Origin of the sequence: Kribbella sp. NPDC058245, from assembly GCF_042882005.1 — a bacterium.
Taxonomy (GTDB): domain Bacteria; phylum Actinomycetota; class Actinomycetes; order Propionibacteriales; family Kribbellaceae; genus Kribbella.
Genome location: NZ_JBHVWY010000006.1, coordinates 161,246 through 176,427, shown reverse-complemented (window position 1 = coordinate 176,427; position 15,182 = coordinate 161,246). Strand labels below are relative to the sequence as shown.

Sequence of the window (15,182 nt, the reverse complement as noted above, 5' to 3'; positions counted from 1 at the left end):
ATGCACGCACCTGGACACCTCCGGCACTCGCCGAACTTCTGCCTCAGGACACTAGAGCTCCAGGTCCAGGCCTGAGTTCTTCTCGCGCTTCTTGATCTTCCGAGGCTGGACGAACTTGCGCGCCTCCGGCGGCTGAGCGGGCCGCCGGGCGGCGTCGCTGGCTGGTGCCTGCTCACGAGGTGTTGCGGCGAGGTGGTCGTCGTACGCGGCTGTACTGTCCTCGCGGTCACCGGCGCGCTGGTAGCGGCGACCTGCCGCGGCCGTGGCGTCGGCACCGGGCTCGTCCGGGTGGGCGGCCGCCTCGTCGAGCAGATGGTTGCCGTGGGCATGGTCGCTGCGAGCCTGGCGCCGTTCGGCGTCGGCCAGCTCGCGGTGCCGGGCGCTCGCGGCGTCGTTGGCCTCCGCGAGGCGGATGGCCTCGGTGGTCTCCGCCGTGGCGTCGAGCGTCTCGCGGCGGTCGCGGACCTCCTCAAGCTCGCGCTCTTCGTGCGCAGCCCGCTCGACCTCTTCGCGCTCCTCGACCAGTTCGTCGTCCTTGTCGGCCATGGGGCCACGATGCCGTATTTCCGGGGTCAGCGGGTAGCCCCTGTGACCAGCCAACCGTCCCGCCGCTCCCTGGTGACCAGAGTGAGCAGCCGGAGCAGCATGAACCCGCCGAACGCCCACCAGAGCGCCACTATGCCCCCGTCGAACCACAGCACGCTCAGAGCGAGCGGTACGTAGAGGAGGAGGGCTATGACGCCTGCGATCGCCAGATAGCGGCCGTCACCGGCTCCGATGAGTACGCCGTCCAGGACGAAGACTACGCCGTTGAGGGGCTGCCAGATGGCGGCGACGAGGAGCACTGCGGCGAGTGTGTGGCGCACCGCTGGGTCTGTGGTGAACCACGGCACGTAGACCGAGCGCAGGCCCCAGAGCGCGAGCCCACAGATCACACCAGACCATAGGCCCCACCACATCATCCGGCGGGTGATGGAGCGAGTACCTGCGACGTCTCCGGCACCCAGTGCGCGGCCGGTGAGTGCTTGGGCGGCGATGGCGATCGCATCGAGTGCCAGCGCCAGGAAGTTCCACAGGGTGAAGGCGACCTGGTGTGCCGCGACTGACGTCGTACCGAGTGCGGTGGCGACGAAGGTGAGCAGAATGATTGCCGCACGCAACGTTAGGGTCCGGACGATCAGCGGGATCCCCATCTGCGCAGACGCGAGGATTCCGGGCAGGTCGGGTTTGAGCTTCGCACCGTCGCGTCGGGCACCTCGGACCACCACTACGACCAGTGCGACTCCAGCTCCGGTCTGGGCGATCGCCGTACCGAGTGCTGAGCCAGCGATGTTCAGGTGCAGGCCGTAGACCAGAGCCACGTTCAGAACGATGTTGGCCAGGTTGGCTGAGATCGCCACGACCATTGGGGTCTTGGTGTCCTGCAGACCACGCAGTACGCCGGTAGCTGCGAGCAGGATCAGCATGGACGGGATGCCGAAGCAGGAGATGCGCAGATAGGTCACTGCGTAGTCGGCGACGTCGGGGGAGGGGTTGAACGCGTTGATGGCTTGCGGCGCGAAGAGAAGGCCGGCCAGAGCCAGTACGACGCCCAGTAGTAGCGCGAGCCAGAGTCCGTCGATGCCCTGAGCCAGTGCGCCCTTGTGATCGCCCGCGCCGATGCGGCGTGCGACGGCCGAGGTGGTCCCGTAGGCGAGGAACACGCAGATGCCGACGAGGGTCTGCAGGACGGTACCGGCGATGCCCAGAGCGGCCAGCTGGGGCGTGCCGAGGTGGCCGACGATGGCGGAGTCCGCGAGCAGCATCAGCGGCTCCGAGACCAGGGCCACGAAGGCGGGAACGGCCAGGCGCAGGATCTCCCGATCCTGGTCCCCGACCCAGCGGTTGCGGCTCACTGGAGCGAGGTTACCCACGGCCTGTGGGGTTCCCTGTGAAAAGGTGCGCGACTTTTTCTTCTCCACAGTTGTGCACCGATGAAACCGCAGGTCAGAGCGTTGCTGGAGATTCTTGTCCGCAGATATCCACAGGGTTGTTCCCAACCTGTGCACAGGGCTTCCCGGGGTTTCCCACAGTTCATCCACACCCCCTGTGGACGGCTGGCTGGCCCCTGGGGACAAGACCGGCGTACGGTCGCGTGCCTGGGTACATGGGCACGCGGCAGATTTCTGTCGGTTGATGCAGCTATGGTTCGAGCAGGTGTTCGAATGGTGGCTGTCCGGGGGCAGCGGCGAACGACGGAGGTCGGATTGTGAGCGTGGCGGAGTTCCGCGGCGGCCAGGACGGCGGCGGCCGCGAGGAGCGCAACCCCGAGATGGGGTTCGATCGCACGCCGCCCCAGGATCTGGCCGCGGAGCAGTGTGTGCTCGGCGCGATGATGCTGTCCAAGGACGCCATCGCGGATGTGATCGAGACCCTGCGCGGGACGGACTTCTACCGCCCGGCGCACGAGTCCGTCTTCGACGCCATCACCGACCTGTATGCGCGGGGTGAGCCGGCCGACGCGATCACCGTCGCCGCCGAGCTGACCAAGCGCGGCGACATGGCCCGGATCGGTGGCGCGCCGTATGTGCACACCCTGGTCGCCTCGGTGCCGCTCGCCGCGAACGCGGGTTACTACGCGCACATCGTCCGCGAGAAGGCGATCCTGCGCCGGCTGGTCGAGGCCGGCACCAAGATCGTCCAGCTCGGATACGCGGGTGAGGGTGAGGTCGACGATGTCGTCGACGAGGCGCAGGCCGAGATCTACCAGGTCACCGAGAAGCGCACCACCGAGGACTACGCGCCGCTGAAGGACATCATGGAGGGCGCCCTCGACGAGATCGAGGCGATCGACTCCCGCGGCGACTCGATGGTCGGCGTCCCGACCGGCTTCACCGACCTCGACGAGCTGACCAACGGCCTGCACCCCGGCCAGATGATCATCGTCGCCGCCCGCCCCGCCATGGGTAAGGCGCTTGCCCTCGACACCCCGCTGCCCACCCCGACCGGCTGGACCACGATGGCCGAGGTCGCCGTCGGTGACCAGCTGCTCGACGCCGAAGGTTTGCCGACCACGGTCGTCGCGGCCACCGAGGTGATGGTCGACCGCCCCTGCTTCCGGCTGTCGTTCTCCGACGGCAGCGCGATCGTCGCCGACGCCGAGCACCAATGGCTCGTCGAAGACGGCCGTCGCCCGGTGGTCTGCACGACCGCCGACCTGTTCACGGCGATGTCAGCGAGTCCCGGACTGACACCGCCGATCCCCGGGTCGGCGCCGCGCCAGATCACCGGGCACGGCTTTCCCGCCGCGCTCTCCGGCGAGGGCGACCGCCGGATCGAGTGGATCGACGAGGTCCCCAGCGTCCCCGTCCGCTGCGTCGAGGTCGACAACGCCGCCCACCTCTACCTGGCCGGCAAGACCATGATCCCCACCCACAACTCCACCCTCGGCCTCGACTTCGCCCGCTCCGCCTCGATCAAGCACGGCCTCACCTCCTGCGTCTTCTCCCTGGAGATGAGCCGCAACGAGATCACCATGCGTCTGCTGTCGGCCGAGGCCAAGGTCCCCCTGCACCACATGCGCAACGGCAAGATGACCGACGAGGACTGGGCCCGCCTCGCCCGCAAAATGGGCGAAGTCTCCGAAGCCCCGCTCTTCATCGACGACTCCCCGAACCTCACCATGATGGAGATCCGCGCCAAGGCCCGCCGCCTCAAACAGCGCCACGACCTCCGCCTGATCATCATCGACTACCTCCAGCTGATGACGTCCGGCAAGAAAGTCGAGTCCCGCCAACTCGAAGTCTCCGAGTTCTCCCGCTCCATCAAGCTCCTCGCGAAGGAGCTGGAGCTCCCCGTCGTCGCCATCTGTCAGCTCAACCGAGGCTCCGAACAACGCTCCGACAAACGCCCCATGGCCTCCGACCTCCGCGAGTCGGGATCACTAGAACAGGACGCGGACATGGTGATCCTGCTGCATCGCGAGGATGCTTACGAGCGGGAGTCGACGCGGCCTGGTGAGGCGGATTTCATTGTAGCTAAGCATCGTAACGGTCCCACCGCCGACATCACGGTGGCGTTCCAGGGTCACTACTCGCGGTTCGTGGACATGGCGCACGACAGTTAAAGGCTTCGCGTCGGCGGTGTGAGGTCGGCGATCATCGAGGAGTGATGACGCCGTACGAAGCTGATGCCGCGCTGGTGCGGCTTCGGGATGCTTGCTTGGGTGCGGATGTGGACGCGCGGGGTGAGCTGCTGGAGTGGTTGGGGCAGTTGCGGCCTGCGGACATGGTGCGCCTTGATGAGCGGGCTCGGTGGTCGTCTTGGCACGCCAGTTATCCGATGGGGGCTCGGGCTGACTGGGATCGGGTGGTGGGTCGGGGCGATCTGCTGACCGACTGCGTGGCCTCGATGCACGCGGATGGGTATCTGCGAGAGCGCGCGACGCAGTTGCTGGTCTCGCATGCGGGTGAGGTCGCTGCGCGCTGTTTGGCGTTGCGGGCGGTCGATCACATCGAGCCGGTACGGCGGATTGCGCTGACTGGGTTAACGAGTCGGCCGGACGTGGTCGCGCTCGGTGTGCTCGTGCGGATGCGGGATCGCGTCCACGGCCCGACCGCGCTCACGTCGTACCGGGGTCAGTTTGAGTTGGCGGATCTGTTGGCAGAGCCCGACCTCGTCGTACGGCGGTATGCGTATGACGGGGTGATGCTGCAGCTCGACTCTGATCAGGTCGCGTCGCGGCTGGAGGTGGAGGCGGATCAGTGGTTGCGGCGGCAGTTGGTCGAGCGCTGGATGGCGATCGATCCGGTCGCGGCGAAGGAGCGGCTGATCAGTTCCCGGTACGTCGAAGGTCGGCTGACCGTGTTGCTCGACGGGACGGATGACTTGTTCAAGCGGTCCGAGGTCGAGACCCTGATGCTCGATCGATCCCGCCGAGTCCAGACGGCCGCGCGCTGGCGGTACCGCCGGGCTGGACATGACCCGGCGCAGTTCTATCGCTCGCACTGGAAGATCAACGAGACTGCTCTCCTCGGACTGCGGGAGACCGGGCAGCGTCTCAGCGAAGCCGAGGCGCGCGCCGCTCTGACGAGTCCGGAATCACGCCGGCGACTAGCGGCCCTGCACCTCTGGCCGACCGACCTGCCGCCCAAGCACCTCCTGCTGACCCTCCTCGCTGACCCCAGCGGCGCCGTCGTCAAACACGTCGCCCGCCTACTCGCCGCCACCCCCGGCATCCGGTACGACGATGTCGCCGCCGCAGCCACCTCACCCCACCCCAACCACCGCCGCGCAGCCTGGCGGGTCCGTCACCAGCTCGGCGCCTGGAACCGAGTCCGCGCCGACCTCGAAGCAATGCGCGACCCCGACGAAAAACTGGTGCGCGCGGCCAGCGACGACCTCGCCATCTGGCTCACCTTCCATTCAGCCAGCACCTTCCAGCCCCTCCTCCCCACCGAACGCGAAGCCATCCGCACCCACCTAACCCATGTAAACCTCCGCGCCAACATGGCAGACCAGATCCGATTCCACGCAGGCATCCGATGACTAGCGCCAGAGTTTGGCGGAGGTGGATTCGTGGGCTAGGAGGCGGAGGGAGGCGATGAGGGTTTCGCCGAGGATGGTGCCGATGACTACGGATTCGGCCAGTTGGTCTCGGGTGGGGGCGGAGACGGCTTCTACTTCTAGTTGGGTGAAGCGTTCTACGGCTTCGGCGTAGGCGTCGAGGAAGCTGACGAGGCTGTCCTGGCCGAGGGAGCGGAGGGCGGCGACGGTTTCGATGAGGGTGGTGAGGGCAGGGGCTTCGGGCTCTACGGTCCAGCCGCGGCGGGTGAGGAGGGCGTTCACCTCGACCTCCGCGGCGGCGCGGGCTTCGGGGGAGGCGGTGGGTTTGCGGGTGGGGGTGAGGGCTCGGTGGGTGCGGCCGATCTGGTCGTGGAGGGGGATGTCGTCGGCGTCGAGGGAGTCGACGATCTCTTTGACCTGGGCGACCGGGACCTGGGCGAGGTCGACGAGGGCGCGGATGAGGCGGAGTCGGCGGATGTGGGCTTCGCCGTACGACGCCTGGTTCGGGCTGGTGAGTTCGCCGGGGGCGAGCAGGCCTTCGCGCAGGTAGTACTTGATCGTCGGGACCGGGATCCCGGTCGCCTTGCTGAGCTCCCCGATCCGCATCGCTTGCCTTTCGTCGCCGTACGACGGATAGTATCAGTATCCATTAACGGATACCCCTGCTATCCATAGAAGAGATGGACGAAATGACCGACGTATCGCGGATCATCGCCGGCGTCATCCTGCTGACGATCGTCACGATCGAGTTCGGCGGCTACTTCATGACCAAGATCGTCCGGGGCCAGGTGCCGATGACGGACTTCCAGAAGTCGTTCGCCCGGGCCGGCCACGCGCACGCCGGCGTGCTGGTGATCCTCAGCCTGGTCGGACTCCTGTACGTCGATCAGACCGGCCTGAGCGGCGTACCGCTCTGGATCGCCAGAATCGCCATCCCACTCGCCGCAATCCTGATGTCCGGCGGCTTCTTCGCCTCGTCAGCAGGGAAGGGGCGCACACAACCCAATCAGTTCCTGTGGGTGCTCTGGATCGGTGCCGCGTCGCTCGCGATCGGCGTGCTGACGTTGGGGATCGGACTCATCACGGCCTGAACGACTGCAACCGATCACCCACGTCGGCAATCAGCGAGGCGGTCTCCGGTGCCACTGAGTCGACGGTGAAATCGGCGCCCAAGGCAACAATCCCGGCCACCAGCTGCAGCAGCAGTGACGGTGTCTCGGCCGAGAACTCGACAACACACGCAGCAGACCCGGCCGGCGCAATCCGGCCCGGGACGAACCCGTAGAAATGAGCCGCCACTTCGTCTGCCGGCAGCTGCACAGTCAGCCGGACACTATGCCGGTACGACGCCTGTGCGAACGACTCGACCAGGTACGACGCCGCGTCCTCAGCCGGCAATGGACGCGGAACGAACCGATGCAACGCTGAACTGACCGAGCCGATCCGGTCGACCCTGAAGAACCGCCAGTCCGACCGCGAGGGGTCGAACGCCAACAGGTACCAGTGCCACGACACTGTCACCAGCTGATGGGGTTCGACCCGCCGCCGCGACGGTGTCTCCCGCCGGCTCACGTAATCGAAGGCGACGAGCTCGTGGTTCCGGCAGCAGCGGGCCAGCGTCGCCAAGGTGTCCGGATCGATCTGCGGCGCGCCTTGGCGCGGGATCGACGACGCCGCGGAACCCATCGCCGCGAGCTGCGGTCGCAACCGCGCGGGCAGTACCTGCGTGAGCTTGGCCAACGCACTCATCGAGCTCGCCGCGATCCCGGTCACGCCACCACTGCCCGCGCTCACCAGGCCGAGCGCGACCGCGATCGCCTCGTCGTCATCCAGCAGCAGCGGAGGCAACGTCGTACCGGGTCCGAGGCGGTAGCCGCCCGCCGTACCGGTGGTGCCGGTGACCGGGTAGTCCAGTGCGCGCAGCCGCTCGACATCCCGACGTACCGTCCGCTCGGTCACACCGAGGCGCTCGGCCAGTTCACGGCCGGGCCACTCGCGCCGGCTCTGCAGCAGCGACAGCAACCGGAGCATCCGCCCGGGCATCTCCTTGCACGCGCTCATTGCGGACAGGATAAGTCCGCAAGGGCCTCTAGCGTGAGCATCATGATGTTGACGAGACAAGCCCCGCAGTACGACGACGCCCGGCTCGGCTTCCAGCGGCTCGACCCGCATCACCCCGACGTGATCTTCGAGGTCACGAGTGCGACCGAGATCGAGGAGGCGGTCCGGTACGCCGTCGACCACGATCACCGCATCGCCGTCCAAGGCGCCGGTCACGGGCTGACGCGCGGGATCAAAGGAGGCGTGCTGATCGCGACCCGCCGGTTCAACGGCGTCCGCGTCGACCCAGCCGCGAAGACCGCCTGGATCGAAGCCGGCGCAACCTGGCAAGACGTGCTGACGGCCACCGCGCCGTACGGGTTGGCGCCGTTGTCCGGCAGCTCTCCCGGCGTCGGCGCGGTCGCCTACACGCTCGGCGGCGGGCTCGGGCTGATGGCGCGCAAGTTCGGGTACGCCGCCGATCACGTCAACCGGATCGAGCTCGTCACCGCGGACGGCACTCGCCGGAACGCGGACGGCGACCTGTTCTGGGCGCTCCGCGGTGGCGGCGGCAACTTCGGCGTCGTGACCGGGATGGAGATCGCCCTCTTCGAGGTCCCGACCCTGTATGGCGGCAGCCTGTACTACGACCTCGCCGAGTACCCGAACGCAGTGGAGGTCTGGCGTGAGTGGACCCAAGACCTGCCCGACCAGGTGACCTCCGCGGTCGCGATGATCCCGTTCCCGGAGATCCCAGCGGTCCCGGCGCCACTCCGTGGCAAGTACATCGCCCAACTCCAGGTGGCCAGCCTGCAAGGCGCAGACGTCATCGAGCCACTCAGAGCCATCGGTACGCCGGTCCTCGACACGCTCGGCGAACTCCCCTACGAGCAGTCGGACAAGATCTTCGCCGAGCCCGAACGCCCCGACAGCTACCGCTCGCAGAACGTCCTGCTTCGAAACCTCGACGCCCTCGCGACCCTGCCCAAGCTGGCCGGCCCAGGGGCGGAAGCGATGGCCGTCATCGGCATCCGCCACCTAGGCGGCGCACTCCGTCACCAGCCCGCGATCCCCAACGCCGTCGGCCACCGCGAAGCGACGTACTCGCTCACCGTCCTCACCCCCGGCACGCGCGAGACGCGAGAGCTGCAAGATGCGATCCTCGAGCCCTGGCGAGCGCAGTCCATCGGCCGCTTCCTCAACTTCACCTACGCCAACCTCACCCCGACCGAGCTCGCCGAAGCCTTCAACCCCGGCGATCACCAGCGCCTGACCGCCCTACGCAAGCACTACGACCCCACTGGCCGGCTGGCCGCCAACCACGAACTCACAGAGCCGCAGTGACGTCGATCTCGACGAGCTGACCAACGAACCCGAGCTGGGCCACGCCCAGCAACGTGCTGGCCGACTTGAAGGCCGGAGCGAGCTCAGACTCGTTCAACTGGGTCCAGACCTCGGCCAACTCGCCACGGTCCGTGCTGTTCACATAGATGACGGTCCGTACGACGTCATCCGGGCCGGCGCCGGCCGCGGCGAGCGCGGTGAGGATGTTGTCGATCACCTGCGCGGTCTGGCCAGTGAGTCCACCGGCGGCGAGGTCACCGGATGGCGTGAGCGGGCACTGGCCGGCGAGGTAGATGAGAGTGTCGGCCTGGACGGTGGTCACGTGGTGGTAGCCGGGCGTCGGGTGCAGTCCGTCAGGGTTCGTGCGAGAGATCGTCACACGACCGAGCCAACGTGATCACCGTTGCCGGGGTCAACTGAATTGACGCACGTACCGCTTCTGCCAGAACGTCTCGACCGCATGCCGGCTGTAGTTGCGGCGGACATAAGCCACCGCCTCGGCCGCGGGTGCACCATCCAGTACGGCGAGGCAGGCGAGCGCCGTACCGGTCCGTCCTCGGCCGCCAGCGCAGGCGAACTCGACGAGCTCGGAACCCGAACGCTCCAACGCCTCTGCGAAGACCTCGCGAGCAAGCGCGCGATCAGAGGGCAATCGGAAGTCCGGCCAGCGCAACCACCGCGACTCCCACTCGACGGCAGGCGGCTCAGAACCGAGCAGGTACACGCCGTACGTCGGAAACGGCGCTGCCGCCGGGCCGTTGCGCAGACCGCGTCCGCGCACTAGCCGTCCCGACGGCAGTTCGAGCACTCCGGGTGCTCCCTTGGACCACATTCGTCCAACCCTAGACGAGGCGCTCCTCGGTCGAGGTGGAGAAGAGGTGCAGCTTCGAGGGGTCCGCGGCGAGGTGCACGACGGCTCCCTTGTCGTTGTGCAGCCGCGTTCCGATGCGGGCGATGATCTGCTGGTTGGTGTGGACGGCCGTCCCGTACAGGAAGGCGTCGGACCCCAGCTCTTCGATCACCGCAACGTTCACCGGCATGCCTTCGTCAGCAAGGTGGAAGGCCTCCGGCCGCACGCCCACCGTCACCGTCTTGTCGGACCCAGCCTTGGCCAGGACATCGCGCGCGATCGGTACGACGTAGTCGCCAACGCGCGCTCCGCCATCCACGATCTCGGCGTCGAGCAGGTTCATCGCAGGCGAGCCGATGAAGCCGGCCACGAACTTGTTCACCGGGTTGTCGTAGAGGTTCAGCGGTGTGTCCACCTGCTGCAGTTCGCCGTCCTTCAGTACGGCGACGCGGTCGCCCATCGTCATGGCCTCGACCTGGTCGTGGGTCACGTAGACGGTGGTGACGCCCAGCCGGTGCTGCAGCTCGGCGATCTGGGTCCGCGTCTGCACGCGCAGCTTGGCGTCCAGGTTCGACAGCGGCTCGTCCATCAGGAAGACCTGCGGACTGCGAACGATCGCGCGACCCATCGCGACGCGCTGACGCTGACCACCGGACAAGGCCTTCGGCTTCCGGTCGAGGTACTCCTCGAGCCCCAGCAGCTTCGCTGCCTCGAGGACCCGGCGCGCACGCTCCTCCTTGTGGATGCCCTGCATCTTCAGCGCAAAGCCCATGTTTTCGCCGACTGACATGTGGGGGTACAGCGCGTAGTTCTGGAACACCATCGCGATGTCCCGTTCCTTCGGCGGTGCGTTGGTGACGTCGCGGTCGCCGATGTAGATCGCTCCGTCGTTGACCTCTTCCAGCCCGGCCAGCATCCGCAGCGCGGTTGACTTACCGGAACCGGAGGGCCCGACGAGCACCATGAATTCGCCGTCCTGGATATCGAGATCCAGCTGCTTCACGGCGGGGATGTCACCGCCGGGGTAGATCCGAGTCGCTCCCTTGAACGAGACAGTTGCCATCTCGCGCTTCCTTCCTTCGCCGGCAGGAACGTGCCGGACGGTCCGTAGCAAAGGCCCCCAGGGATGTGGGTGTCTATTCGGCACAACCGCCGTACCAGGAGATCCATTCCCGAGTGAAGTAAGTCAGAAGTGGTCGCTTCGGGCGGCGTCGGCGAGCAGTTCCTGCAGGGCGACGACGGCTCTGCTCGGCGCCCGGCCGGCGATCGTTGCCACTGACAAGGTCCACGCCAGCTCCGGTTCGCTGAGGCGCAGATGCACCACATCGGGCACCGTCGGTGCGACGTCCGGTACGACGGCGATCCCGAGCCCGGCACGGACGTACTCCGGCACCTCACTCAGGTCCGGCACCTCGACCTGCACCTGCCGCGGGATCCCGGCTCGCTCGAAGGCCTGATCCACCATCCGCCGATTGCCGAACCCGCGCAGCATGTCGACGAACCGCTCCCCGGCCAGCTCCTTGAGCGTCACCGAGGCCCGACCGGCGAGCCGATGCGAAGGCGGCACCAGTACGCCGAACGGCACCGCGGCCAGCTCGCGCGCGTCCAGCCCACTCAGTTCCGCGGGCGGTAACCCGAGCAGGGCGACGTCCAACCGCCCATGCCGTACGTCGTCGGCCAGGCCGCTCGACCCGGTTGGCGACGTCGTCACCTGGACGTCGACCAACGGATACTTCCGGTGGAAGGCACCGAGCAGCGGCGCGAGATTGACCATTCCCAGCCGGGTCATCGTGCCGATCCGGAGGTTCCCGCGCAGTCCGGTCGACGCCTCCTCGACCACCGAACGCGCCCGGTCGAGCGCCTCCAGCGCCGCCTTCGCCTCCGGTAGCAGAGCCGCACCCGCGGTCGACAGCGTCACTCGGCGAGTCGACCGATCGAAGAGCGTCGTCCGCAGATCAGTCTCCAGCGCGCGGATCGCGGCCGACACCGTGGACTGCACGGTGAACAGCCGCTGCGCCGCGCGGGTGAAGCTCAGCTCCTCCGCGACCGCGACGAAGTACTCGAGTTGCCGGCTGTCCATAGGTTCAATTATCGCCAGCCTCGATAAGACAGTGCAAGAACTTTCGTTGGACTCGATAGATCATTCGAGGGACTCTGTTGATATGTCCACAACACTGACGTCGTCCCGGCCGGTCGAGTCGCGGGTGCGGTTCACCCACGGTCCGGGCTTCTGGGTGATCGCGGCAGCCTTCCTGATCACGATGGCGTTCTCCACGGTCCCCACCCCGCTCTACGCGATCTACCAGCGGCGGGACGGATTCCCGACGTACCTGATCACGATCATCTTCGCGGCGTACGCGGTCGGCGTGATGGTCAGCCTGTACCTCGCCGGCCACGTCAGCGACTGGCTCGGTCGACGCCGAGTCGCGTTGCTCGCCGTACTGGCTGAGGCTGTCGCGGCCGCGATCTTCCTGATCTGGCCGGACGTCGCCGGCCTGCTGATCGCGCGCTTCATCTCCGGTATCGGCGTCGGCGTGCTGACCGCGACCGCCACTGCGCACCTCTCCGAACTGCGCAAGATCGCCCGGCCGGCGGAGGACCCGAGCCGCTCGGCCCTGATCTCCAGCATGGTGAACCTCGGCGGTCTGGCCTTCGGTCCGCTCGTCGGCGGCATCCTCGCCCAGTACGTCGGCTCTCCGTTGGAACGCCCGTACGAGATCTTCCTCGTGCTGTTGCTCCTGAGCGCGATCGGGATCGCCATGGTCCCCGAGACCGTCGAGCGGATGGAGGAGCGTCCGGCGTACCGGCCGCAGCGTGTCGCCCTGCCGTCGGCGGCGAGGCCGCTGTTCTTCGCGAGTGCGATCGGCGCGTTCGCGGCGTTCTCGATCTTCGGGCTGTTCACCTCACTCGCGCCGACCTTCCTGGCCGGCGTACTGCACCAGCCGTCGCGCATCCTGGCGGGTGTCGTCACCTTCGCCGTCTTCATCGCCGGAGCCGGCAGCCAGGTCGTCTTCGTCCGGATGGAACGCCGCAACCAGCTACGCCTCGGTCTGGTCTTCATGTCCGTCGGCCTGATCGGTATCGCGGTCGGCGGCCTGATCCCGAGTCTCGCGCTCTTCGTCATCGGCGGCGTGATCGCCGGAGCCGGCGTCGGCCTGGTCTTCCGCGGCGCGGTCGCCACCGCCGCCTCCCTCGCCGACGCGGGCTCGCGCGGTGAGGTGCTGGCCGCACTCTTCCTGATCGCGTACGCCGGTCTCGCGCTCCCCGTCCTCGCGATCGGCCTCGGCATCGCGCTGCTCCCCGCGGCGACCGCCCTACTGATCTTCTCCGTACTGATCTTCATCCTCGTGAACGCGGCTGTGCCCCGGATGCTCAAACACTAAGATCCCGCCATGGGTGAGACTGTGAAAGTTGGAGACCAGGACGCGTATCTAGCCCGCGTCGGCCGGGCCGGGATGCTACTGCTGCCGATGATCACCGGCATCGGCGAACAGGTCCGCGCGTGGGCCGACGAGCTCGCCGTCGCCGGGATCACCGCGCTGGTCTGGGATCCGTTCGAGGGCAAGAGCACGGACAACACGCCGCGCGAGGAGATGTTCCCGCTGGGCGGTCAGCTCGACGACGACCGGGCGCTCGCCCAGCAGCAAGCTCTGCTGGACTACCTCGTCGACGACCTCGGCTGCAACCAGGTCGGCGTCATCGGCTGGTGCCTGGGCGGCCGCTTCGCGTTGCTGCTCGGCGCCCGCGACCACCGCCTGGCGAACGTCGTCGCCTTCCACCCGACCATCCCATCCGAGATGAAGCCGAACCACACGTACGACGCCATCGCCGAAGCGGCCGCGATCACCGCGCCGACGCTGGTGAGCTACCCCAGCGCCGACACCATGGTGACCAACGCCGACTTCGAGGCCCTGCAGACCTCCCTGCAGTCGCGAACGACCGGCGCGACGTTCACCCACTACTTCCCCGGCGCCGAGCACGGCTTCACCGACAAGTCCCGCCACGGCAACGAAACCAACGCCGCCGCCTACAAACTCGCCTGGCCCCAAGCCCTAGCCTTCATCAAAACCACCACCACCTAACCCCGCCGCCCCCACACCCCCCGCCCACACCCCCACGCCCGCCCCGCCCCCGGCCGCCCACACCCACACCCACACCCCCGCCCACATGCCCGCCCACACCCCCGCCCACATGCCCGCCCACACCCCCACGCCCGCCCCGCCCCCGCCCACACCCCCACGCCCGCCCCGCCCCCGCCTCCGCCCATATGCCCGCCTCCGCCCCCGAAATTTCAGGGGATCTCCCCTGAAATGGCCCCTTCTCCGGTCAAAATTTGAGGGGAGAAGGGTGCATTTCAGGGGATATCCGTTCAAATGCGGTTAGGGGATGGTGGGGTCGCGGGGGTCGGGATGCCTCTGGCCGGTACGGCGGGGTGGTTGCTCGCCATTCCGTCTGCGGCCGGGGAGGTGGGTTTGTGGTTGCTCGCCGCTGCGGCCGATTTACAGTGGCGGGTGGCTGGGGCCCGGCGCGGGGCTGAGGGGGATGGTTCGGTCGGTGACCGCGGTTCCCGTTGTTTGGGCTTCCGGGTTGTGGCTGGGGTCCAAGATCTGCGCCGAGGAGACGGTTCTGGTCGCTATTTGGACAAAACGTTCCATCCAGTGAGCGGGGCGACCGGCAGCGGGTATGTTTCGCGTTATCGGTGAACTTTTCGGGTCCATGCGCCGAAAAAGTCACCGATAACGAGCAGCCGGACCCCCAGCGCGGGGTCGGTCGCGCTAATTGGTGAGTTTTGGGGACTCGGTGACGAAAATCCACCAATTAGCGAGGGCTGCCGGGCGCGGCAGCCCCCAGCACCCCCGGGCCTCGCCATCTGATGGGTTACCCCATGAGGTTGTGGGTTTTGGACTCTCATGCGGGTGCAGAACCCACAAGCCGATGGGTGAACCCATCAGATGCGGATGGGGGCGAGGGCCTGGGCGGGAGCGTCCGCCGCAACCCACCACAACGAGTCACTTTTCAGGCCTCGTCACTACCGACCGCAACCACAGCCCGGAAGCTCAGGCAACGCCCACTGTGGTCGCCGACGGATCCATCCCCCTCAGCCACGCGCCGGGCGCCAGCCACCCGCCACTGTAAATCGGCCGCAGCGGCGAGCAACCACAAACCCACCTCCTCGGCCGCAGACGGAATGGCGAGCAACCACTCCCGCCGTACCGGCCAGGCCGCAGGCGGAGTGGCGAGCGACCATCCCGCCGTACCGGCCAGGCCGCAGGCGGAGTGGCGAGCGACCATCCCGCCGTACCGGGTCGGCCGCAGGCGGAGTGGCGAGCGACCATCCCGCCGTACCGGGTCGGCCGCAGGCGGAGTGGCGAGCGACCATCCCGCCGTACCGGGTCGGCCGCAG

The 15,182-nt window shown here is 67.6% G+C and carries 15 protein-coding genes; 6 read left to right on the top strand and 9 right to left on the bottom strand.

The features are described from left to right. Positions 1-51: 51 nt before the first annotated feature. Both ACFVWG_RS15875 and ACFVWG_RS15870 read right to left on the bottom strand, forming a co-directional pair. Positions 52-546, bottom strand: a complete 495-nt coding sequence (locus ACFVWG_RS15875) for a hypothetical protein (RefSeq protein ID WP_391544015.1) — start codon at positions 544-546, stop codon at positions 52-54. Positions 547-572: 26 nt separating this feature from the next. Beyond that, a complete protein-coding gene (locus ACFVWG_RS15870; RefSeq protein ID WP_391544014.1) occupies positions 573-1,895 on the bottom strand; it encodes an MATE family efflux transporter in 1,323 nt (440 codons plus the stop codon). A 353-nt stretch (positions 1,896-2,248) separates the two neighbouring features. Here ACFVWG_RS15870 and dnaB point away from each other — a divergent pair, with 353 nt between their 5' ends. Further along, positions 2,249-4,105: a replicative DNA helicase gene (dnaB, locus tag ACFVWG_RS15865; protein WP_391544013.1), complete on the top strand. Its 1,857-nt coding sequence runs from the start codon at positions 2,249-2,251 to the stop codon at positions 4,103-4,105. A gap of 44 nt (positions 4,106-4,149) precedes the next feature. Further along, entirely contained in the window at positions 4,150-5,526 is a 1,377-nt protein-coding gene (locus ACFVWG_RS15860) for a hypothetical protein (RefSeq protein WP_391544012.1), read from the top strand. Here ACFVWG_RS15860 and ACFVWG_RS15855 read toward each other — a convergent pair whose 3' ends face one another. Continuing rightward, positions 5,527-6,150 (bottom strand): MerR family transcriptional regulator, encoded by a 624-nt coding sequence (locus ACFVWG_RS15855; RefSeq protein ID WP_391544011.1) that lies wholly within the window; start codon positions 6,148-6,150, stop codon positions 5,527-5,529. A gap of 83 nt (positions 6,151-6,233) precedes the next feature. Between ACFVWG_RS15855 and ACFVWG_RS15850 the strand changes: the two genes are divergently transcribed. Further along, positions 6,234-6,635 (top strand): hypothetical protein, encoded by a 402-nt coding sequence (locus tag ACFVWG_RS15850; RefSeq protein ID WP_391544010.1) that lies wholly within the window; start codon positions 6,234-6,236, stop codon positions 6,633-6,635. Here the strand turns inward: ACFVWG_RS15850 and ACFVWG_RS15845 are convergent. Then, positions 6,625-7,605: a helix-turn-helix transcriptional regulator gene (locus ACFVWG_RS15845; RefSeq protein WP_391544009.1), complete on the bottom strand. Its 981-nt coding sequence runs from the start codon at positions 7,603-7,605 to the stop codon at positions 6,625-6,627. The two genes, ACFVWG_RS15850 and ACFVWG_RS15845, sit on opposite strands and share 11 nt — an antisense overlap. 42 nt (positions 7,606-7,647) lie before the next feature. Between ACFVWG_RS15845 and ACFVWG_RS15840 the strand changes: the two genes are divergently transcribed. After that, the gene (locus ACFVWG_RS15840; protein ID WP_391544008.1) at positions 7,648-8,928 is read left to right on the top strand and encodes an FAD-binding oxidoreductase; all 1,281 of its coding nucleotides are present in this window, start codon (positions 7,648-7,650) and stop codon (positions 8,926-8,928) included. Here ACFVWG_RS15840 and ACFVWG_RS15835 read toward each other — a convergent pair. The 4 genes from ACFVWG_RS15835 to ACFVWG_RS15820 all read right to left on the bottom strand — a co-directional run bounded on the left by ACFVWG_RS15835 (position 8,912) and on the right by ACFVWG_RS15820 (position 11,858). Continuing rightward, the gene (locus tag ACFVWG_RS15835) at positions 8,912-9,307 is read right to left on the bottom strand and encodes a RidA family protein (protein ID WP_391544007.1); all 396 of its coding nucleotides are present in this window, start codon (positions 9,305-9,307) and stop codon (positions 8,912-8,914) included. The genes ACFVWG_RS15840 and ACFVWG_RS15835 overlap by 17 nt on opposite strands. Before the next feature lie 33 nt (positions 9,308-9,340). Further along, positions 9,341-9,760: a protein phosphatase gene (locus ACFVWG_RS15830; RefSeq protein WP_391544006.1), complete on the bottom strand. Its 420-nt coding sequence runs from the start codon at positions 9,758-9,760 to the stop codon at positions 9,341-9,343. Between the two features lie 10 nt (positions 9,761-9,770). Next, on the bottom strand, positions 9,771-10,841 hold the full coding sequence (locus tag ACFVWG_RS15825) for an ABC transporter ATP-binding protein (protein WP_391544005.1): 1,071 nt from the start codon (positions 10,839-10,841) through the stop codon (positions 9,771-9,773). A 123-nt stretch (positions 10,842-10,964) separates the two neighbouring features. Next, the gene (locus tag ACFVWG_RS15820) at positions 10,965-11,858 is read right to left on the bottom strand and encodes a LysR family transcriptional regulator (RefSeq protein WP_391544004.1); all 894 of its coding nucleotides are present in this window, start codon (positions 11,856-11,858) and stop codon (positions 10,965-10,967) included. An 82-nt stretch (positions 11,859-11,940) separates the two neighbouring features. Between ACFVWG_RS15820 and ACFVWG_RS15815 the strand changes: the two genes are divergently transcribed. Together ACFVWG_RS15815 and ACFVWG_RS15810 are read left to right on the top strand one after the other, a co-directional pair. Beyond that, positions 11,941-13,161: an MFS transporter gene (locus ACFVWG_RS15815; RefSeq protein ID WP_391544003.1), complete on the top strand. Its 1,221-nt coding sequence runs from the start codon at positions 11,941-11,943 to the stop codon at positions 13,159-13,161. Between the two features lie 9 nt (positions 13,162-13,170). Further along, positions 13,171-13,860 carry a dienelactone hydrolase family protein gene (locus ACFVWG_RS15810; protein ID WP_391544002.1) on the top strand — a complete coding sequence of 230 codons (690 nt, stop codon included), beginning with the start codon at positions 13,171-13,173 and terminating at the stop codon, positions 13,858-13,860. Positions 13,861-14,794: 934 nt separating this feature from the next. On the opposite strand, the gene ACFVWG_RS15805 is transcribed toward ACFVWG_RS15810, so the two are convergent. Beyond that, a partial coding sequence (locus tag ACFVWG_RS15805) for a hypothetical protein (RefSeq protein ID WP_391544001.1) occupies positions 14,795-15,182 on the bottom strand: 388 nt, incomplete at its 5' end.